The organism is Shewanella sp. SP2S2-6 (assembly GCF_031931965.1).
Lineage (GTDB): Bacteria > Pseudomonadota > Gammaproteobacteria > Enterobacterales > Shewanellaceae > Shewanella > Shewanella baltica.
Map to the genome: position 1 here is coordinate 54,151 of NZ_JAUOEQ010000007.1, position 20,641 is coordinate 74,791.

The window sequence follows — 20,641 nt, forward strand, 5'->3', positions numbered from 1 at the left end:
TTCACTTAGAAAGGCAAGGTGTAGCCTATTGTCGCAGTACGTCCCATGCCTTTGAAATAACGATCATTTGTACCCATGGTTTGTGAGTAATAATTGAAATAATCCTTATTAAACAGGTTTTGCAGACCTAAGCTCAGGGTGCCAGTGTAAAGCGGCATAGAGAAGGAAGCATCGACTGTGGTATAGCCATCAAACTCAGCGTACTTGTTGCCCGCAGCATTTTTAAAGTCGCGGTCCATGTAGTAGTTGGCTTGAACGCGGGTCGACATGTCATTATCGAAGTTATGGGTCCAGAACAGGTTGATACGGTTGGGCGAAATATTCGCGCCATCGAGATCGGTATCGACTTTGTTATCACCATTTGAATCGTATTCGCCCTGTTGAATGGCGATGTTCATGCCAAGATCATCATTGCTGGTGAGGTAGGCGGTAATATTGGCTTCGATACCCTCGATGACACTTTTTTCCCGCTTCACGTCGTAGAAACCATCGCCATTTAAGGCTAAACGTGAGCCAAAATCAGTGGCCGAACGATAATATGCAAACTTAGCGCTTAAGTATTTACCTTGGTAATCGGCACCAACTTCGACGTTATCTGTGACGATCGGCGTGAGCGCCAATGAGTCATCTATGCTGGGATTGTCGCCGGGGAAGCTTTTACCATCACGCAGAATACGGCCGATATCCGGCATACCAAAACCTTGGTTATAGCTGGTATAAACGCGAATGTCTGGGGTGATTTTGTAGGAGATACCGACGTTGAATAAGGTTTCATCGAAGGTGGCCGAACCGCCTGCAATTTGCTTGTTGCCCGCACCCCATAGGGTTTTGTAGTCATCGACACTCAACTCGGCATGTTCGTAACGAACACCAGTCGATAAGGTTAGATTTTCAATTAAATCATAATCTAACTGTAAGTATGGCGCGACGTTGTCATAGGTGCTTTCCGGAACCCACGAGAAGCCCGTTTTCACTAAATCTTGCTCTGTGGTATCGCGGAAAAGGTCGACACCGTAGGCCGCATCAATCCCTGAACCCGCAATATCTTTAGCAATCAATGAGCTTTTTAAACCCCATTTAACTGAAGCATTACGCGATTGCTCGTAGTATAAGCTTTCGCCTTTACTGCCGACACCGCACTGGATCACTTGGTCGCTACCTTCGAAGGATGGATCGTAGAAACTGTCGAAACAGCCGCCACCATAAACCGCTTTAAAATCTTGATTAAAGAGTTGCAGGCTAAGTTGTTGGCCGCCAATATTGGCATGGGTATACGTTAAACTAGTCGTGGTCACTTGATTGTTGGCCGCTTCCCATGGCTGAGTTTCTTTAACTGCGCCCGTGGGCACGCCATTAGGCTTATCACCAGCGACAGGCATCCAATCGCCATTGTTGTCTGCATTGTAATGGTTAACCATTAATTCAAGGCGAGACTCATCGAAGTTATGGCCAAGCTTGATGAAGAAGTCTTTGCTTTGACTGTCCATCGACTCGCCTTGAGTTGTGTCTACGCCAACAACGTAGTGGTTGGCATCGTAGTACACACCATTATTGCGATAGCTAACCGAGCCTATCATATCGATAAATTCAGACTCGCCAGAAAACGCATAGCTGGCACCAAAGCTTAAGCCGTTGGATTTCATCGAATCAGGAACTGTCACATCGAAACTCGCAACCTGTTCGCTGTCGCCAGTGGGCTTTTTAGTGATGTAGTTGATGATGCCGCCTTGGGCACCGAGACCGTGCATCGCATTGGCACCGTGAATGATTTCAATACGCTCAATCATGGCAGGATCGATTGTTTGACCCGAACGCCCTCCACTGCGAAGTGGGTTCGATTGCGGTACGCCGTCGATCATAATCAATGGTGGACGACCACGCAGGGTTTCGCCTGTGTTACTCATCTTCTGGCGACTTGGTGAAAAGCTAGGCGCTAAGTTACCGATAATGGTCGATAAATCTTTAGTGGTGCGGAACTGTTCTTCTAACTGGGCGCGGTCAATGATAGTGACGGTATTAGGGATCGAGCTTGGGGATTTATCCATTCGACTTGCGGTGACAGTGATTTTTTCTATGTCTTTATTTTTGTTGTTTGGACTGTTGTCGGTGGCATCTTGGGCCGCAGCGGATTGGGTTAACGCTGCTAATACGGCTAAAGCAACAAACGAGGTTTTGAATGTCATATAACTTCCTGCTAAGGGCGAATGAGTTTGTTACACCGGCTCCCTTGGCATAGGTTAATATTCCATTAAATTGTATTGCAAATGATAACGATTTTTATTATTCGCGATTTTAGGGGAGGAATTACAGCTTGTCTAGTCACGCCATACAGGAAATTACATGATTTGACGACAGTATGAATAAATTGCGACACAGCACTCGGTATCGAGAGATTTTACCGTAAAGGCCATACATATAATGCGATTTCATGTCGGTAAGGCATTACCTTTTTTGGCATTTGTCTTTGATTTAGGAGATCTATGCTTAGTCGCATGTTTGATTATTTGATTGGGCTACGCGTTTGCCTTAGTGCTTTCGATTGTCTGGCGTGTTGATGGAAGGCTATAATCGCACCCCTTTATACCGTATCTCGCATTGGTACTCTGATGAACCGTAAAAAGAAGATTAATCAAACCTTGAAGAGCAAAGCAAAAAAGGCCAATGCCAAACTGCAATCTAGCAATAAACCTAAATATATTGCGAAGGCAGAGAGAGAAGCATTAGCTGCGGCAGTTGAGCATGAAATCCCATCAAAAACCGCAGAACCTCAGCTTGATATTGGACTGCCAATAAGCTGATTAAAGTAAGTAGTTAAGCCTATAGTGCAGTTAAATACTCGATAGGGTTTTGATAAAAGGCCTTTTTATAACCTTGGGTTGAAGTATCCATCAGCCAAGGTTTAGGCAATAAGCTCAAAATGGAATAGTGCAAATGGGGCGGTTTACCTTGTGCATTGCCCGTATCGCCGACAGTACCCAAAGTGTCACCTTGGTAGGCAATCAATCCCGTGGCTGATTCAATTTGTGCTAAATGGGCAAAGTAATGAATTTGCCATTTCGGACCTAAACCAACCACCACATTTCCTCCTTTGAAGAAGTCACCTCGATACAAGATCAGCATAGGCGTTGGCGCAATCACTGCGGTGTTTTTGGCGGCGAAAATATCTATCCCCTTGTGAACGCCCGATGGACCCCAAGGTTCATACCAAAAGGTTTGGCTGTTCCAATCTTTACTGCTGGCACCTTTTACTGGGATCGCGGGTGACTCAGGGATCAGATAACCACCAAGTAGCAGTAACGTCAGTGCTAATCCAACATATTTCAATTTCATTTTTTATCCTGCATTAAGTGTTTGCGTACTTAAGTTTTAATGAAACTCGCTAAATTCCCGCCAACTTTCAGGATATTGCAAGCGCTCGGCTTCTGAAAGCGATAGCCAATAGGGGCGCCAAAAATAGCTGCACCAAAAGTCAATATTACCTTGAAGACTGCCGAGGGTATCGGGATCGATATTGGGAAAGCTTTCCCATGGATTGGGCGGGGCGGATTTGAATCTGATTAATGCTTCTAGCAAGGGTTTGTCATTTGTCACTAAGGTTATGCACACACCCGCAAAATCGTCATATTGGTTCAGTAATACGCAGGTCGCTTGGGTTGGATGTTCGATAAAACCGTTAAAGCTGACCGTTTGCTCGGGCAATGTGTTAAAGCCTGCCTGGCTAAGTAAAGTGTTTAAGGCCTCTTTCCCCTGGTAAGTCAGCAAGCAATGCAATTGATATGCAAAAATATCTTCTCTGTCCATAGGTACAACGAGTGGATAGGTTTGTATGATTGGCAAGCTGATATTGGGCATCTGGGTTTGATGAAAAACAGTGTGTAACTCAGTTTGTGGCCTAGATTGCTTGAGGCTATCACTGTTGCGCGCAAGGCGTTGTTTAATCCAAGTTAATACTGACATTATTGTTATTTCTCAGTGAACCTTACTGGGGAATGGCGTATTTGCGGATTCAGCAATCGGGGATGCCGTGATTTCCGGGGCCTGCCATCTTAACCAACCTTTTACTCGAGGCGCATCAATATACCAGAGGCCGTTTTGTTGAATTAATGCCAACCGTTCGCGTGATGGGCCAAAGGGGCCGGGATTTTGTTGGGCAATTTCAATACTGCTATCGGTAACTGAGGCAATGATTGCAACGTGACCGTAGGGGTTAAATATCCATGGAGAAAACACGAGTAGATCATCCTGCATAGGTTTGGTCTGACTCGCATTAGTGTATTGCCGCATAGCGCGTTTTTCATTCCACATGCCATCGCTTAACTTGTTATCAAAAAAGTCTCTAGCATGGCCTAAAGCGTCAGGCATTTTATGCTGGTAGCGTTGGTAAAAGTAGCGCTTAACAAATTCAACACATTGATATTGGATGCCTAAGTTATAACCATCTATAGATAGGTTGCGTCCTGAATGGGTATTAACTCCTCCGTTATAATAGATATTAACCCCGTTTAGAGTGTCGATGACTTCTCCTACTTGATGGTGGGAATTAAAGTTAATCCGAGTTATCAGACTGTAGGCACAGTTTACGAGCCCCATCAGTATCGCGAAAAAAGCTAATAGAATGGATAAGCGTCTAATCATCTTTAGTACGGCAAGCTAAAAAGAGTTGTTGAGTAAGATACTTATCTCACTTTCGGGCTGCGTATTTTATGTTCTGAAGAATATGGGCGTCTAGGGTATGGGTTTTATATTGGCACAGGTTAATACTTTTGTGTGATCTAAGGCTATCTAAAACAAAGGCCGCATTAGCGGCCTTTGTTATTTTGGCGGTTAGAGTAAAGCGGTTGCGAGTAGATAACCGACAGCCGATGCTGTCGCTACACCGATAAACCCTGGGATGATAAAGCTGTGGTTAATAATGAACTTACCTATTTTAGTTGTACCTGAACGGTCAAAGCCGATACAGGCCAGATCGCTTGGATAGGTAGGCAGTACAAAATACCCGTAGCTTGCTGGAAGGAAAGCGATCAAGAGTTTTGGATCTACCCCTAAGGCGAGACCCATAGGCGCAATGGCAGTCAGCGCCGCCGCTTGGCTATTAACAAGCTTAGAGATAAGGAACAGCACTAAGGCATAGGTCCAAGGCTGGCTTTGCACCACGTGGGACAGGTTTTCCTTAAGCACATCCATATGGCTGATGAAGAAAGTATCACTCATCCACGCCACACCAAATACTGAGAAAATCGCCACCATGCCCGCTTTAAAGACCGGGCCATTAGAGATGTTTGTCGGCTTGACTTTGCAGGTCATTAGAATAAATGCCCCTGCAATTAACATCATCATCTGGATGACTAAGTTCATCGATAATAAGGTCGTTTTCCCTTTAACTTCAAAGGCCGGGCGCAGTTCACTAAAGGAACCTAACAGCACCACAGCTGCAATAGCCGCAAAGAAAATCCCCGTTGCCCAGTAAGCTTCCTTAGGAAAACGTTGGTTTAGCAGGGTTTCGCTCTTGTCATAGATAAAAGCTCTTTGGACAGGATCTTGAATCCGTTCTTGGAACTCTTCGTCTTTATCTAAATCTTTACCGCGACGTAGACTCCAAAGTGCGGCGGCCATGACGCCGCAAAGCGATGCCGGTACCGACACCATTAAAATTTCGAGCAGATTGTAGGCGCGGCCTACACCTTGTTGCGATGCGAGAATCGACACCATAGACACAACCGCTACCGACACGGGCGAGGCACAAATTGCCATTTGCGAAGCGACGGATGCCACAGCCATTGGCCGTTCTGGGCGAATATTTTTCTTCAGCGCGATATCGGAAATAATCGGGAACATGGTGTAAACCACATGGCCTGTACCGCAAAGAAAGGTCAGCGTCCAAGTGGTCAGCGGCGCCAGAATGGTGATGTATTGTGGATGGCGGCGCAGTAGGCGCTCGGCAAACTGCATCATCACATCCAAACCGCCTGCGGTTTGTAATACGGCCGCACAGCCGATCACCGCAAGAATCGTTAGCATAACTTGTACTGGCGGTTGTCCCGGTGCTAAACCGAAGACAAATATCAGTAAAAACAAACCTATGCCGCTGATGAGGCCGAGTCCCATACCGCCGTAGCGGGTACCGAGTAGTAGGCAACTAAGCACTACTATAAATTCCATTAAAATCATCCGATTTACCTCTGCGGAATCTACCGCTTAGCGATTTGTTGAGTGATGAGTGTTTTCAGGGACATTTTGCGGAGGAAAAGCGTTTGAAAAATTGCGCTGGCGCATGGTGTAAATAAAAAATGGCATGAGATTTTTCGGAAATTTGACCTAGCGCTAGAAACACGTGGCGATAAGTTGCATTCTGGTTAACGAGTTTTACGGAATGGGCTAAGACTTTGCGCTCGCTCCGTTTACAAGAACGATAACAATACTCAAGGATAAGCCCGTGAAACCAGCCACCTTTAATACCGAAGCCTTCGATGATTGGATCCGCAGTCGCTTTGTCGAACTCAACTCAGAGCTAGAACAGCTTTACTACCAACAAACGGATCGGGCCAATGTGCTTGATATCGGCGCAGAAGCTAAGTTGGCGCTGGAGAGCGAAGGGCGAGAGTTGATTAAGGCCTTGCTCGATGAGGGCAATACCGACGAAGGGTTCGACAGTGCTTTCGATTTACTCGGCAATGTGGGCCTGTATATGGCGGCTTGTCGACGCCATGAGATTACCGAGCCTTCGCGGGAAACCACATCGCCATTAGCCGAAGCCTCTGCGCTTGCCATGCACATCGGTGCTTCAATAGGTGTCACGCCGCGCTTTGCCACCGCACATTTAACTACTCACAATCGTGCCCACAATGGCATTTATAAGCGCTTTACCGATCTTCCCGCTGAAAAGTTGTTTGTGGATTACAACACTAAGGGCATTTTGGCCTATAAACGCGCCGCAGATGCGCTATTGAAGATCCAGCCTTTGGGTATTTCCCATCCCATCAGTCACGATTTACTGCGAGTCGCTAAACAGGCATTGCAGGATGTGATCGAGTCGAATACTCAATTATTCAATCGATTAGATACGGATCGTTTCTTTTACTGTGTTCGCCCTTACTACAAACCTTATCGGGTGGGATCGGTCATTTATCGTGGCGCCAACGCCGGGGATTTTGCGGGGATTAATGTGATCGATTTAACACTAGGTCTTTGTTTCGCCAATGAAGCTTCCTACTCGCAAATGCTGGTGGACAAGTTTTTGTACATGATGCCAGAGGATCAGCAAATATTGCGTGAGTGCATGCGTCGACCGAATTTGATGGATGATTTCCTGCAGGCAAAAGACAGTGCGAACCAAACTTGGTATCAAGAAAATTTGCGACTCTTTATCGAAGTCTGCGAATTACATGGCGAGACTGCGATTCAGCACCATAATGAGTTAGTGACTAAATATATTGCCGAGCCTTCGACAAGTATGGAGCAGCAGCATTTAGCTAAGGTTACCGCCAGTGGTCCGCCACTTCATGTGTTACTCGGTTCATTGGAGCGACTCAGAGATAGGCGCGCCGCCGCTCAGCGCAGCGACATTCGGACGCGTTATTATGAGATTAAAAAATTAAAAGAGAGTTTGAGATAACACTATGTTTGAAGACTTTAAAAAGGACTTTTACCTCGCGGGTCCAGGATATCTATTGAACCATTCCGTCGGTCGACCGTTAAAATCGACCGAACAGGTCTTCAAAGAAGCCTTTTTTGCGCCTTGGCAGGAATCGGGGCGTGAGCCTTGGGGTCAGTGGCTGAGTGTGATTGATGATTTTACCTTTGCTTTATCCAAACTGTTTAACGGCCACCAAAAGGACTTTTGCCCTCAGGTAAATCTTTCCAGTGCACTGACTAAAATCGTTATGTCACTCGACCGATTAAATCGCGAACACGCCGTTGTGTTAATGAGTGAGATTGATTTCCCCAGCATGGGTTTCGCCCTTAAAAAAGCGCTGCCAGCTAGCTGCGAAGTGCGTTTTATTCCTAAGGGACTCGATGTCACTGACCCTAATGTGTGGGACGCGCATATCAGTCGTGATGTAGATCTGGTGTTTGTCAGCCATGCTTACTCGAATACGGGGCAGCAGGCGCCATTAGCCAATATTTTCACCATAGCCCGTGAGCGAGGCTGTTTGAGCTTAGTGGATGTGGCTCAATCGGCAGGGATTATTCCGCTAGATCTCGCGCGCCTACAACCTGATTTTTTAATCGGGTCGAGTGTGAAATGGCTCTGCGGCGGCCCTGGTGCTGCCTATCTTTGGGTTAATCCCGCCATATTGGAGAGTTGCCAGCCCAAGGATGTGGGGTGGTTTAGCCACGAGAATCCGTTCGAGTTCGATATCCATGATTTTCGTTACCAGCATTCCGCAATGCGCTTCTGGGGTGGAACGCCATCAATCGCGCCTTATGCCATTGCCGCCCACAGCATTCATTACCTTGCAGGTCTAGGCATCCCCTTGCTGCGTAAATGTAATCAGCAGTTAATTGATGCCGTGGCGCAAGAGCTCGAACATGAGTTTGTATCGCCACGGGATGTTGAAAAACGCAGCGGTACGCTGATTTTGCAGTTTGGTGAGCAACAACATCAAATCATGACGGCATTAGCTAACGCGAACATCAGCGTCGATGCTCGCAGCATGGGGATCCGGATTTCGCCACATATCTACAACAATATTTCCGATATCAAGCTGTTACTGGATGTGATTAAAGCAAATCGCTAACTTAAATGATTTAAAATGGCTTACTAGGCTAGGCTAGGTTCTAGGCTAGGTTGTACCACGTAATTACAACTAACAAGGCACAACACTCTGGGAGGCAAACCGCGACATGGTCGTTCCCGTATGCCGGCGTTAACTCACCGTCACACAGGCAACTTGAGGTTATTTATTGGGTGCGATCATGCTTAAATCTTGTAGTCATAGCGGCAGACCATAGGTCGCGGGGTGTGGAGCTTGGGATCGCTGGGCGTGATCGCTAAATCTGCAGGTAGCATAACAGTATCGATGATTAACGCACTGCTCATATCAACGAGTGTCAGCGGGATGGTAAAGAGCAGCAAGGGCGGGGCCGACAACGCGGAGATAATCATACACTCCTCGCCATTATCAACAGCCGTTTGCACACTTGAGAAAGAATGACCCCAAGTTGAATCTTCTCCCATCCTCGACGTTATCGTTGCACATCCCGTGAGAGAACAGCACACGACCAACCAAGTCAACCAACGCATAACCACTCCATTGTTTATATGTGAAAAACTGCATTGCTTCGGTATGATCTACTCACTTGATCAACTGAGAGCGTTAGTGATGTGGAACCAGATCAGGTTTCATTTGACGCCAACCTGTTCTGTTTCAACAGCTTGGCATTCTAACTATATGATTATATCTGTCAATTATTCATCAACAGAAACGAGATACAACCAAGCTCAATAACCTAGTTGTTAACGGCGACTCTTGTTTTGGATAAGTATTAAATATTGAGGTTTGTATGCCGTGCTCTTGCAGAACTCAGATAAGTTTTGAACATACTCTTTAAAATCAGTCTCCACTTCCCTCGCTGGCCATCTAGCTACTTTTATTACTTTCCTTAAAACTGCTTAAGTAAATATTCGCTTGAGGGTAGGCCGAGAGCATATTATGTTGCTGATTTAAAATGGATGACTGGATTTACTGCTTGGCGATGGCCACGCTACAAGTAGAGTCTACCGAGAGGTAACAGGATGAACAATAAAGCAGCGCAGCAGCAGTCGGCGTCGACAGAGCAAGACACACAACAGTTGGACGACAGTCGGTATGAAGACCTGCCGCGCAGTGAGTACCTGCAATTCCCTAAAGAGGAGCAAGACCGGCTCAATAAGCTACGTCAGCAGCGGGTGCGTGAGGCCCCCACCCTTTATGAGTGGGATATTCGGGTGGCGACTGTCTATGGTCTATTTTGGTTAACCTTCCTGATCCCGTGTGGCTGTTTAGCATTTATAGGGAGCTATTTGCTATCTGGCGATACTAGCTTGGGTATGGGGTTAATCATCATGGCCCTAATAATGTGCCTATCTGCTCGTTACCTCTGGTTTGCAGACAAGCTGTACCACTATCGGCTCACCACCGAGGGTTTAGTTACTACCTATCATGACGCGATTCCGGATGCAGCCTACGCGGTAGTGCGGGGGCTGGCTTGGTTTGGGGTGGTAGTTTGTATTGTCGGGGTGGCTTTTTTAGGTCCCGCAGCGCTGATTGGTGCAGGAGGAATGGCTCTGGGGGCATTTTTCTTCACCGGTTTTAAAAATGTAGAAACAACTTATGAGAGCCCTATAAAAAATGGGCATCGTCATTTGATTAAGGTAACGCGGAATCGTCCATTTATTGCCTGCCAATCGGATGTACGAACAATGGGCTTACGCGCAAGTATTCGTCTTCATTGCCCATTGGATAAGATGCACATTATCTTGTCATTACTTATGACGCAGTTACCTGATTCTGAAATCCGTGTATTTAAAAATGAGCGGGTGTTAGATGGCGTACCATTCGCGTCATTTGAGTCAGGCGAACCTGCTCAACTGGCAGATTTTTCCCCTGACAATAAGCTGCCTAGTTGAATAAAGCGTGGACACTTAACAATAATGGCGCGGTAGTTAACTTCCTACTATATAGGTGGTTTTATGCAGCACCCTCGTTTAATTTATATCAGTCTTTAACCATCTATCTCTATTATTGCTGTTGCCGCGGTGTCTGGGTGCCTTCTCTGAATGATAAAAGAGTGGTTGGCGATGATGCCTATGTAGAGAACAACGCGATGATTTAATCAGAATAAAAGTTGTATATACCTTCAAAAATACAAAAAGCCCCGATAGCGTTGCTATCGAGGCTTTTATATTTTCTGTATCAATTACATAAAGCGAGCCGGTTGTATAGCGCTAGCCATTACAAGCTGTAGTACATTTCAAACTCAAGTGGGTGAGTTGTACGTGCTACACGCTCAGCTTCTGCTGTTTTCAGTACGATATAAGATTGGATGAAATCTTCACTGAACACGCCGCCTTTTGTCAGGAACTCATGGTCAGCTTGCAGATTTTCAAGGGCGTTTTCTAATGACGTTGCCACTTGTGGGATTTCAGCCGCTTCTTCTGGAGGCAGATCGTACAGATCTTTGTCCATCGCTTCACCTGGGTGGATCTTGTTTTGGATACCGTCAAGACCGGCCATCAGCAGCGCTGCGAAACCTAAGTATGGGTTGGCATGTGGATCTGGGAAACGCGCTTCGATACGACGGCCTTTAGGGCTTGGTACCACTGGAATACGGATTGATGCAGAGCGGTTACGTGCAGAGTAGGCCAACATAACAGGTGCTTCAAAGTGTGGCACTAAACGCTTGTAAGAGTTAGTGCTTGGGTTAGTGAAAGCGTTCAGCGCGCGAGCGTGCTTGATGATACCACCTATGTAGTACAGAGCCGTTTCACTTAAACCCGCGTATTTGTCGCCAGCGAACAAGTTAACACCGTCTTTCGCTAGAGATTGGTGAACGTGCATGCCGCTACCGTTGTCGCCAACGATGGGTTTAGGCATGAAAGTCGCCGTCTTACCGTAAGCGTGTGCCATGTTGTGCACTACGTACTTCAGAATTTGGATTTCATCCGCTTTTTTAGTTAACGTGTTGAAGCGAGTAGCGATTTCGTTTTGACCCGCAGTCGCCACTTCGTGGTGATGCGCTTCAACCACTTGACCCATTTCTTCAAGCACTAAACACATAGCGCTACGTAGGTCTTGTGATGAGTCAACCGGTGCAACTGGGAAGTAACCGCCTTTAGTGAATGGACGGTGACCTGTGTTGCCGCCTTCGTAGCTCGTGCCTGAGTTCCAAGCCGCTTCTTTAGCGTCGATCTTAACGAAACAACCTGACATGTCAGTACCGAAACGGACATCATCAAATAGGAAGAATTCTGGTTCTGGGCCAATCAAAACAGTATCAGCGATGCCAGTAGAGATTAGGTAAGCTTCTGCTTTTTTAGCAATTGAACGTGGGTCACGGTCATAGCCCGTCATAGTACCTGGTTCAAGAATGTCACAACGAATAAGCGCTGTGGTTTCTTCGGTGAAAGGATCCAGTACGAATGTCGTTGGATCTGGCATCAGTACCATGTCTGATTCGTTAATGCCCTTCCAACCTGCGATAGAAGAACCGTCAAACATTTTGCCGTCTTCGAAGAAATCAGCATCTACCTGATGAGAAGGAATAGATACGTGCTGCTCTTTACCTTTAGTGTCGGTAAAACGTAAATCAACGAACTTAACTTCTAATTCTTCAAGTTGCTTTAAAACTGATTCAACTGACATTCTCAAGCCTCCGGTAGGGTAAAGGGATGCCCCTTCTATAATCTTTTAACTCAAGTTATTTATCTTGAGCCAAACTTACGAGCGATAAAGCGATATCCATGCCAATAATTTAACTAGCTGATTAACATGGTTTAAAATCTTTTCTGCACTTAATTGGATTCGTGTGTGCACCACTATGGTGCTTTTAGCTGTGGCATTTTGGTGCATCAATCCATTTTGGTGCGCACTGAATTGATTCATGCAAACCTAGGCTGGGATCCAAAGTAATAACATGCACTGCTTATGTGGCAGTGAGATGGCAGTGACGCCTTGGCTCACATTAGTCGCATAAGGACAGCAGCACTGAATCTCGCACATCTTTTCAGCACAGAACTGGACTATTTCTCTGGGCTATTTCGCCGCCGCATAATTGTCATAAAACCACGCTAGTCTGTCCAACTATGCCACGCATTCTCAATCCAATAGTGGTTTATTATCATATTATTAGGAAAGAGTTCGTTCTCATGTGCGAAATGTCTTTGCTGTTCACAGACCAAGTGAATCAATGATGCGTAATAAAGGTATAGCGTGACAATGAAGTGAGTCTTAAAGACATTCAGTTTTCGCGGTCATAAACGCCAATATGAATGCCCAGTTCAATGTACGCTAGAATTTATTGCTGTTTCTCGGCGAGATGATTTCATCGCGGTGGCATCAATTTTAATTGATGTTTAAATCAGCAGAAATGGTTTGCGTCTAGAGTATGAAAAATAGCAAATTCAGCTGCTTAACTCGGATTTTTCCTACTAATATGGCAATTGAACAGTGCTTTAACTGTGGCGGTAGAGGATTTCACTCAATGGAATATTGGCTGGAATTACTCAAGGATCGGCGGATTGTTTTATAAGTGTTCAAAAATAATCCTGTGCGCCAAGGCCGCTCTGGAGTAGAATGGCACGCTTTTTATTGTGGCGGATCGAGCTAGATCGCCATAACGAATTACTGAAATATCCCTATTTTTGTTTGATGGTAAGAGGTTTATCCGTGCTAGAGAATTTACGTAACATCGCCATTATTGCACACGTTGACCATGGCAAAACGACCCTGGTAGACAAGTTGCTGTCACAGTCAGGCACCCTTGCAACCCGAGGAGAAGCCACTGAGCGGGTGATGGACTCCAACGATCTTGAAAAGGAACGTGGGATCACGATTCTGGCAAAGAATACTGCCATCAAGTGGAACGACTACCGTATTAACATCGTTGATACCCCAGGCCACGCCGATTTCGGTGGTGAGGTTGAGCGTGTTCTGTCTATGGTTGACTCAGTATTATTGCTGGTTGATGCCGTTGACGGTCCAATGCCACAAACTCGCTTCGTAACGAAGAAAGCGTTTGCTCAAGGCTTAAAGCCAATCGTTGTTATCAACAAGATTGACCGTCCAGGTGCACGCCCAGATTGGGTTATCGACCAAGTATTCGACCTGTTCGACAACTTAGGCGCAACCGACGAGCAGTTAGATTTCCCAATCGTTTACGCTTCTGCGTTAAACGGTTTTGCAACTTTAGATCCGGATGTAGCGAGCGATGATATGACGCCGCTGTTCCAAACTATCGTTGAAAAAGTATCTTTCCCAGATGCTGACGCCGAAGGTTCGTTCCAGATGCAAATTTCGCAAATCGACTACAACTCATACGTGGGTGTTATCGGTATCGGCCGCATCAAGCGTGGTAGCGTTAAAACTAACCAACAAGTGACCATTATTGGCGCTGATGGCAAAACTCGCAACGGTAAAATGGGCCAAGTATTAGGTTACATGGGTCTAGACCGTACTGAAGTTGAAATTGCTAACGCGGGCGACATCGTTGCTATCACAGGTTTAGGCGAACTGAAAATTTCTGACACTATCTGTGCCGTTGGCGCAGTAGAAGCAATGCCAGCTTTGACTGTTGATGAACCCACTCTGACTATGACTTTCCAAGTTAACACTTCACCTTTTGCTGGTAAAGAAGGTAAGTATGTGACTTCACGTAACATTCTGGAACGTCTGCAAACAGAATTAGTCCACAACGTGGCATTGCGTGTTGAAGAAACAGAAAGTCCAGATCGCTTCCGCGTATCTGGTCGTGGTGAATTGCATTTATCAATCCTGATTGAAAACATGCGTCGTGAAGGTTACGAGTTAGCCGTATCACGTCCAGAAGTAATTCTGAAAACCATCGACGGTGAACTGTGTGAACCATACGAGACGTTGACTGTTGACGTTGAAGAAGAAGATCAAGGCACAGTGATCGAGAAGTTAGGTACCCGTAAAGCTGAAATGAAAGACATGCAGCTTGATGGTAAAGGTCGTGTACGTATCGACTTCATCATCCCAAGCCGTGGTTTAATCGGTTTCCAAACTGAATTCTTAACTGCGACTTCTGGTACTGGTCTAATCTACCACTCGTTCGACCATTACGGTCCACACAAAGGTGGCGATATCGGTCAACGCGCTAACGGCGTATTGATCTCTAACGCTACTGGTAAGGCTCTGACCTTCGCACTGTTTGGTCTACAGGATCGCGGTCGTCTCTTTATCGGCCATGCCGCTGAAGTATACGAAGGCCAAGTAGTTGGTATCCACGCTCGCTCAAACGATCTGACAGTTAACTGTCTGAAAGGTAAGCAGCTGACTAACATGCGTGCTTCTGGTACTGACGAAGCTCAAGTACTGACTACGCCAATCACAATGACACTTGAGCAAGCGCTTGAGTTCATCGATGATGACGAATTAGTTGAAGTAACGCCTAAGAACATTCGTGTTCGTAAGAGACACTTGACTGAAAACGATCGTAAGCGCTTTAACCGCGCTTAATGATTGTCTGACTTGCCATTAAGGTGGGTCAATCGGTTTAAAAAGCCCTGCATAGGAAACTATGTGGGGCTTTTTGTTGGGAGTTATTTGGTCATGGGCATGTCGATAGTTTGCGCTATGGAGCTGATGTGAAGTTTTATTCGTTACATCGCTAAAAGCTTAGTGCTTGCAGCATATATTCTCTGTGGCACTGAGGGCTCTGCTAAACGTTGTAACTCTGTTGCTCTGTAATGAGAAGATTGGGTATGCCGGCGATAAATTCAAAACGCTGAATCTTGAGATCCTGTATTACTCCTCATCCATCACCCGTATGCAATTGCGGCCTGCTGATTTTGCACGGTAAAGCGCGGCATCGGCTTGGCGAACTAACTCTAAGTGGCTTTGTTGGTTTGAGGGTTGCAGATAAGCGACTCCTGCGCTGACGGTCACAATACCAAGGTCGGTATTCGCATGTGGAATGGCAATGGTTTGGATCAGTTGATGAATATGCTGCGCTGTGTCGAGCACCGTTTGTTTGTCGATATTGGGCAACAGAATGACAAATTCTTCACCACCGTAGCGAGCCACGAGTTCGCCCGCTCTGCGGCCGGATTGGGACAAAGTACTGGCCAGTTGTTTAAGACAATCATCGCCGGCGAGGTGGCCATAGTGATCGTTAAATTGTTTGAAGTGGTCAATATCGAGCATGATGAGAGCCAGTGATGAGTTGCTCCTTTGTCCTCGGCTCCACTCCGTTTGTAACATCATGTCAAATAGGCGGCGGTTGCCGATATTGGTTAAACCATCGGTATTGCTGAGTATTTCGAGTTGCCTATTAGCTTCTGCAAGCTCACTGGTTCGTGCCTTGATCATGGATTCAAGTTCGACATTACGCTCTTCTAATCGCGCTATCGGGTAAATCTCCCCCTTGTGGGCTAAGCCGTAGGGGATGGATATGCCACTGTGGGCAATCATCCAGTCTTTGTGTTCTAAACGAAATATCAATACTAGCCGTGCCGTTTCGCGGGAAAACATAGGATTAGGGATGGGTAAGTGGATATGGAAAAAGGCAGTCACAACCACGAGGTTATCGGCAAGATCTTGTAAGGAGAGAGCTAACATTTCGATATGGATCCGCTCAGGCACTTGTGCAAAGTCCTGCCGAGTGATCCGCACCCATTCTTCCCTGTCGGTGACAAGCTGGTCACTACTGCCAGCATAGCCGCTAAAGTTCTCACTAAAGCGGTGGGTTAGCCTGTCATCACGGGAGGAATACATCTCAATATATTCGTCAAATAACGAACGGATCAGTTGCTGTCGGTCGGGTCGCATAGGCTAGCTCCATGTTAGGGAACATAAAACCACTTTTCTAGTATCTGTATAGGAATAGTATCTGCGATAAAATCGAGTGGTTGCCTGATTGTAGTCAATGTTATGACTTATATATTAAAAATACTGCAGATAGTGATGTAAGCCATTATCTGCAGTGTGCTTTTGGGGTATTAGCTAATGCCCAACTCTATCTATCACTTGGATCAGTTCCATGCGGATATTGTCGGGTGTTTGGCTATGCCAGAAACCCGCTAAGTACGCGCCCAACGGCAGAATAAATAATGTGATTAGCACTAATGCAAGCAATCCCTTGTGGCCGAGTCTGTGGCCGGATTTAAGTCCTAGGCCAAGGGCGGCAGATTTTGGACAAGCGGCGACGCAGCGCATACAGGCTTGGCATTCGTCACTGCGAACCGTGGTTTTGGTATGCACTATGATGTTTGCTGGGCAGGCGCGGCTGCACTTGTCGCATTTCATTCCTTTTGCTTCGATAAGGCAGTGCTGTGTATCGCGGCGGATTTTTAAGGGGCTCGCAAAACTTAAGATCCCGAGCATGGCACCATAAGGGCACAAGTAACGGCAGAATCCCTGACGGCGCCATGCGGCTAAGGCAAGGATCAGCGTAAACACTAATAAAGTAATTAGACTAGGTGTTAGGAAAAACAGTGCCATCTTCAAGTCGGCAATCTTATGGTAATTGCCATCGAGATAATTAGGAATCGATTGCGCTGGCATGCCAATCACTATGTAACAGAGGCCAAGCAGCAATAGATACTTGAGCATACGCAGTGGCCAATCGAGCCAAGCGGGTGGTGTTAGTTCTGATTTAATAAAGCGTTTTCTAAAGGTATACAGATATTCCCCTGCCAAACCTAATGGGCAAGCCCAGCCACAAAATGCTCGCTTGCAGAGTAATCCTGTGAGTAATACCGCAGCTAACATCACCGCCGCCGCAGGATGGGTTTGATCCCATAAGTTCAGACTGACAATGGCCTTAAGCTCAATGCCGCCAGCAATCGGCAGGAAAGCATCGACCACATCGGGGCGCATGAGCCAAGGTGTGATCCCTTGCTTAAGCAGTATGGTGTTGATTGTGTATTGGACGGCAACCAGCAAAAGCGATAGCGCTAAGACATGTTGAGTGCCTTCCCGCAGGGTGTTGATTTTAATCTCACCCTTGAAGGAATCTGGCGCAAATTTATGTCCCAATAATGCCAACGGCAACGCAATAATCAGTCCGAGCGCCAATGGCCAGTAAAGGCTAATCGCGACGGCGCCGACGCTGAGTAACAGTGTGGCGGCAGCGCCCCATTTCTGGCCGCTCCAATAGCTGAGCGAGGCGAGATACATGAGTGCCAACATCAGGGTGAGTGATTCGATAAAAGTCATAGTGATGAATACAGCGAATGAGTAACGAGTACAGTGTCTGAGTGATGAACTGATGATAAGTTTTTGAGTACTAAGTGAAATTGTGCGACAGGTCTAAGATTGGTGCTATCAATCCACTAAAGCGCGCCATAGCTCACAAAGCCAAGTGTTTTGGGCTTGCACAAAAAAAGAAGGGATTGCAGGGAGGCGAGATGAGTAACGTTACGACTCATCGACAAGTGAAAGGGAAGTATGGAAGCCTAGATGGATATATAGCTAAATGATCTAATATTCCAGTTTGATATATCAAATAGTTATTAATTCGTTATCCATTACCTTATAAAGGCATAGAATCCGACTCAAATCATGCGTTGAATTGGAGTCATTGATGGAACAATTACCGATATTGAATTTAAGCGATTGGCATGCGGGTGGGCAAAGTCGTCACGCCTTCATTCATAAACTTGCCGATGCAGCTAGAAGGATAGGTTTTTTCTATTTAACTGGCCATGGCATTGAGCTCGCGAGACAGCAGCAAGTACTTCTGTTAGCTAGGGATTTCTTTGCGCTCCCTCTCGCCGATAAGCTCGCTGTGAAAATGACGAACACGCCTCATTTTCGTGGTTATACCCGTTTACAAGGTGAATTGACCTTAGGGAAGCCAGATTTGCGTGAGCAATTTGACATAATGCAAGAGGAAACCGCTAATCCTCCGCGTTCGGATGTGCCAAAATGGTCGCAATTACAAGGACCTAATCAATGGCCGTCCCAATTACCGCAGATGAAAACGATTTTATTGGAATGGCAACAGGACTTAGCCAATACCAGTGTTACGCTATTGAAGGCGCTCGCTGTCGCATTAGAGCAATTAGAGACCGCATTCGATGCCACGATTGATGCTGGCCCATATCAACATATGAAGCTTATCCGCTATCCAAGTGCGAATGGAGAGACTTCTGGTCAAGGGGTGGGGGCACACAAAGATCCTGGCTACCTCACCTTAGTGCTGCAAGATAAGCAATCAGGTTTAGAAGTTCAGACTGACGACGGCTGGTTAAGCATACCGCCCTTGGAGGGCGCCTTTGTTGTTAATATAGGTGAGTTACTTGAGTTAGCCTCTAACGGTTATTTAAAAGCCACCTATCACAGGGTCACTAGCCCACCTGCTGGAGTTGAGCGCTACTCCTGTGCCTTTTTTATGGCGGCACAGTTGAACGCTACGGTTCCCTTGTTACCCTTGCCTGAATATTTGGCACGCCAAGCCCAAGGGCCTGCAAGCGATCCATTAAATCCACTCTTTCACCAAGTTGGCCAAAACGTATTAAAGGGGCGTTTACGCTCACATCCTGATGTTGCGAAAGCGCATTACGCCTCATTTGCCAATGCTATTTAATTGTTATTAGGATCTATTATGCAGTTTAAAACCAAATTACTTCACACCCATCATACCGCTGAAAACTCAACGGGAGCGCTCACAACACCTATCTATCAAAGTAGCACTTTTGCCTATGGCAGTGCCGAAGATGGTCGAGCGCGTTTTGCCGGTGAACAGCCGGGTTTTATCTACAGTCGTATGGCAAACCCCACAGTACAGGCACTTGAACACCAATTGTCCCAGCTAGAGGGGGCTGATGAAGCGCTCGTGGTTGCGAGTGGTATGGCGGCAATCAGCAGTATTTTCTATGCCTTGGTCAGTCAAGGTGATGAAATCGCATTTATCGATCCTGTATATGGTGGTACTGCGGCATTTCTAATCCAAACGCTGACCCGCGCGGGCATTACAGTGCGCCGTTATAAAGATGACGACCACTTATTGTCTGAGATAAGCCCCGAGACAAAAATTATCTTATTTGAGCCTATTACCAATCCGACCTTAAAAGTCAGTGATTATCGTAAGGTAAAGCTCGCCGCTGAGCGGGTTGGGGCAATCACCATTTGTGATAATACGTTTTTAACGCCGTATTTATTCAAACCGCTGGAAAATGGCATAGATATCGTGATGCACAGTGCCACTAAATATTTAAGTGGGCATGGTGATTTAATCGCAGGTGTGGTCGCGGGCCGTAAAGCATTAATGCAGCCAATTCGCACCATAGCACTTAAGCATATTGGGGCTGCTATTGGGCCACAGGAAGCCTATTTACTGCAGCGCGGTTTACGTACTTTAGCGTTGCGAATGGATGCCCATCTTGCGGGAGCCGCTAAAGTCGCTGCTTTTTTAGCATCACATCCGAGCGTCGCAAAAGTCTATTACCCAGGGCTTTCACTGGACCCAGGGCATCAAGTTTTGAGTGAAACGATAAATGCCTTTGGCGGTATGGTGAGTATTGAGCTTGAAGGCGGGTTTAGCCGAGCGGCGCAGTTTTTAGATCATTTGAAGCTATTTACTCAAGCGGTCAGTTTAGGCGATCTAGAAAGCCTAGCTTGCCATCCTGCAAGTACTACTCATGCGGCAATGGATGTTGCGAGCAGGCTAGCTTCTGGGGTGAATGATAACTTGATCAGACTGAGTATTGGCGTTGAAGATCCTCAAGATTTAATCGCCGATCTTGAACAAGCATTAGCGATATAAGACGGATAATTTGAATCCGGCCTGTAGCTAAGATCGTGTGTACAACTCGCGGTAGATTTTTCCTGCGGGATAATTTGATGAATGGTCAATCACTTAGTGTGATGTGCAATGTCAGCAACTCACTAACAATGACTCATATTAAGCGGCGATGAGTTAGCCCAAGCTGTTAGTTCTGTTTTCTTTAATTGAAACTAACAGCTTGTGCCTCGAA

General features: G+C 46.2%; 16 protein-coding genes. 7 read left to right on the forward strand and 9 right to left on the reverse strand.

Translation table 11 applies throughout. From position 1 onward, the window contains the following. Positions 1-5: 5 nt before the first annotated feature. On the reverse strand, positions 6-2,183 hold the full coding sequence (locus Q4Q57_RS07510) for a TonB-dependent receptor (protein ID WP_311890439.1): 2,178 nt from the start codon (positions 2,181-2,183) through the stop codon (positions 6-8). 423 nt (positions 2,184-2,606) lie between these two features. Between Q4Q57_RS07510 and Q4Q57_RS07515 the strand changes: the two genes are divergently transcribed. Further along, positions 2,607-2,798: a DUF2986 domain-containing protein gene (locus Q4Q57_RS07515; RefSeq protein ID WP_219234725.1), complete on the forward strand. Its 192-nt coding sequence runs from the start codon at positions 2,607-2,609 to the stop codon at positions 2,796-2,798. A gap of 19 nt (positions 2,799-2,817) precedes the next feature. Here the strand turns inward: Q4Q57_RS07515 and Q4Q57_RS07520 are convergent, their stop codons facing one another. The 4 genes from Q4Q57_RS07520 to Q4Q57_RS07535 all read right to left on the reverse strand — a co-directional run bounded on the left by Q4Q57_RS07520 (position 2,818) and on the right by Q4Q57_RS07535 (position 6,168). Beyond that, positions 2,818-3,330, reverse strand: a complete 513-nt coding sequence (locus tag Q4Q57_RS07520; protein WP_168826445.1) for a M23 family metallopeptidase — start codon at positions 3,328-3,330, stop codon at positions 2,818-2,820. Positions 3,331-3,366: 36 nt separating this feature from the next. Then, entirely contained in the window at positions 3,367-3,957 is a 591-nt protein-coding gene (locus tag Q4Q57_RS07525) for a hypothetical protein (RefSeq protein WP_311890440.1), read from the reverse strand. 12 nt (positions 3,958-3,969) lie between these two features. Beyond that, positions 3,970-4,635, reverse strand: a complete 666-nt coding sequence (locus Q4Q57_RS07530; RefSeq protein ID WP_311890441.1) for a CHAP domain-containing protein — start codon at positions 4,633-4,635, stop codon at positions 3,970-3,972. Positions 4,636-4,824: 189 nt separating this feature from the next. Continuing rightward, on the reverse strand, positions 4,825-6,168 hold the full coding sequence (locus Q4Q57_RS07535; RefSeq protein WP_311890442.1) for an anaerobic C4-dicarboxylate transporter: 1,344 nt from the start codon (positions 6,166-6,168) through the stop codon (positions 4,825-4,827). A 265-nt stretch (positions 6,169-6,433) separates the two neighbouring features. Here Q4Q57_RS07535 and Q4Q57_RS07540 point away from each other — a divergent pair, with 265 nt between their 5' ends. Both Q4Q57_RS07540 and Q4Q57_RS07545 read left to right on the forward strand, forming a co-directional pair. Then, positions 6,434-7,612 carry a PrnB family protein gene (locus Q4Q57_RS07540; protein ID WP_259544427.1) on the forward strand — a complete coding sequence of 393 codons (1,179 nt, stop codon included), beginning with the start codon at positions 6,434-6,436 and terminating at the stop codon, positions 7,610-7,612. Between the two features lie 4 nt (positions 7,613-7,616). Then, positions 7,617-8,738: an aminotransferase class V-fold PLP-dependent enzyme gene (locus Q4Q57_RS07545; RefSeq protein WP_311890443.1), complete on the forward strand. Its 1,122-nt coding sequence runs from the start codon at positions 7,617-7,619 to the stop codon at positions 8,736-8,738. Between the two features lie 182 nt (positions 8,739-8,920). On the opposite strand, the gene Q4Q57_RS07550 is transcribed toward Q4Q57_RS07545, so the two are convergent. After that, a complete protein-coding gene (locus Q4Q57_RS07550) occupies positions 8,921-9,178 on the reverse strand; it encodes a YceK/YidQ family lipoprotein (protein ID WP_311890444.1) in 258 nt (85 codons plus the stop codon). 558 nt (positions 9,179-9,736) lie between these two features. Between Q4Q57_RS07550 and Q4Q57_RS07555 the strand changes: the two genes are divergently transcribed. Continuing rightward, positions 9,737-10,609: a hypothetical protein gene (locus tag Q4Q57_RS07555; protein ID WP_311890445.1), complete on the forward strand. Its 873-nt coding sequence runs from the start codon at positions 9,737-9,739 to the stop codon at positions 10,607-10,609. Between the two features lie 325 nt (positions 10,610-10,934). On the opposite strand, the gene glnA is transcribed toward Q4Q57_RS07555, so the two are convergent. Then, a complete protein-coding gene (glnA, locus tag Q4Q57_RS07560; protein ID WP_006079778.1) occupies positions 10,935-12,344 on the reverse strand; it encodes a glutamate--ammonia ligase in 1,410 nt (469 codons plus the stop codon). Positions 12,345-13,367: 1,023 nt separating this feature from the next. Here glnA and typA point away from each other — a divergent pair. Beyond that, entirely contained in the window at positions 13,368-15,179 is a 1,812-nt protein-coding gene (gene typA, locus Q4Q57_RS07565; RefSeq protein WP_012196535.1) for a translational GTPase TypA, read from the forward strand. Between the two features lie 288 nt (positions 15,180-15,467). Here the strand turns inward: typA and Q4Q57_RS07570 are convergent, their stop codons facing one another. Next, complete coding sequence (locus tag Q4Q57_RS07570; RefSeq protein ID WP_311890446.1) at positions 15,468-16,490, reverse strand: diguanylate cyclase domain-containing protein; 1,023 nt, start codon at positions 16,488-16,490, stop codon at positions 15,468-15,470. 174 nt (positions 16,491-16,664) lie between these two features. Beyond that, positions 16,665-17,879, reverse strand: a complete 1,215-nt coding sequence (locus Q4Q57_RS07575; RefSeq protein WP_311890447.1) for a 4Fe-4S binding protein — start codon at positions 17,877-17,879, stop codon at positions 16,665-16,667. 367 nt (positions 17,880-18,246) lie between these two features. Here Q4Q57_RS07575 and Q4Q57_RS07580 point away from each other — a divergent pair, with 367 nt between their 5' ends. Together Q4Q57_RS07580 and Q4Q57_RS07585 are read left to right on the forward strand one after the other, a co-directional pair. Beyond that, positions 18,247-19,251 (forward strand): 2-oxoglutarate and iron-dependent oxygenase domain-containing protein, encoded by a 1,005-nt coding sequence (locus Q4Q57_RS07580; protein WP_311890448.1) that lies wholly within the window; start codon positions 18,247-18,249, stop codon positions 19,249-19,251. An 18-nt stretch (positions 19,252-19,269) separates the two neighbouring features. Then, positions 19,270-20,430, forward strand: a complete 1,161-nt coding sequence (locus tag Q4Q57_RS07585; RefSeq protein ID WP_311890449.1) for a PLP-dependent aspartate aminotransferase family protein — start codon at positions 19,270-19,272, stop codon at positions 20,428-20,430. Positions 20,431-20,641 lie beyond the last annotated feature (211 nt).

Bases quoted from the DNA above. Each gene is read 5' to 3' on its own strand.
- Q4Q57_RS07510 (WP_311890439.1), bottom strand. From the start codon at position 2,183: ATGACATTCAAAACCTCGTTTGTTGCTTTAGCCGTATTAGCAGCGTTA.
- Q4Q57_RS07515 (WP_219234725.1), top strand. From the start codon at position 2,607: ATGAACCGTAAAAAGAAGATTAATCAAACCTTGAAGAGCAAAGCAAAA.
- Q4Q57_RS07520 (WP_168826445.1), bottom strand. From the start codon at position 3,330: ATGAAATTGAAATATGTTGGATTAGCACTGACGTTACTGCTACTTGGT.
- Q4Q57_RS07525 (WP_311890440.1), bottom strand. From the start codon at position 3,957: ATGTCAGTATTAACTTGGATTAAACAACGCCTTGCGCGCAACAGTGAT.
- Q4Q57_RS07530 (WP_311890441.1), bottom strand. From the start codon at position 4,635: ATGATTAGACGCTTATCCATTCTATTAGCTTTTTTCGCGATACTGATG.
- Q4Q57_RS07535 (WP_311890442.1), bottom strand. From the start codon at position 6,168: ATGATTTTAATGGAATTTATAGTAGTGCTTAGTTGCCTACTACTCGGT.
- Q4Q57_RS07545 (WP_311890443.1), top strand. From the start codon at position 7,617: ATGTTTGAAGACTTTAAAAAGGACTTTTACCTCGCGGGTCCAGGATAT.
- Q4Q57_RS07550 (WP_311890444.1), bottom strand. From the start codon at position 9,178: ATGGGAGAAGATTCAACTTGGGGTCATTCTTTCTCAAGTGTGCAAACG.
- Q4Q57_RS07555 (WP_311890445.1), top strand. From the start codon at position 9,737: ATGAACAATAAAGCAGCGCAGCAGCAGTCGGCGTCGACAGAGCAAGAC.
- glnA (WP_006079778.1), bottom strand. From the start codon at position 12,344: ATGTCAGTTGAATCAGTTTTAAAGCAACTTGAAGAATTAGAAGTTAAG.
- Q4Q57_RS07570 (WP_311890446.1), bottom strand. From the start codon at position 16,490: ATGCGACCCGACCGACAGCAACTGATCCGTTCGTTATTTGACGAATAT.
- Q4Q57_RS07575 (WP_311890447.1), bottom strand. From the start codon at position 17,879: ATGACTTTTATCGAATCACTCACCCTGATGTTGGCACTCATGTATCTC.
- Q4Q57_RS07580 (WP_311890448.1), top strand. From the start codon at position 18,247: ATGGAACAATTACCGATATTGAATTTAAGCGATTGGCATGCGGGTGGG.
- Q4Q57_RS07585 (WP_311890449.1), top strand. From the start codon at position 19,270: ATGCAGTTTAAAACCAAATTACTTCACACCCATCATACCGCTGAAAAC.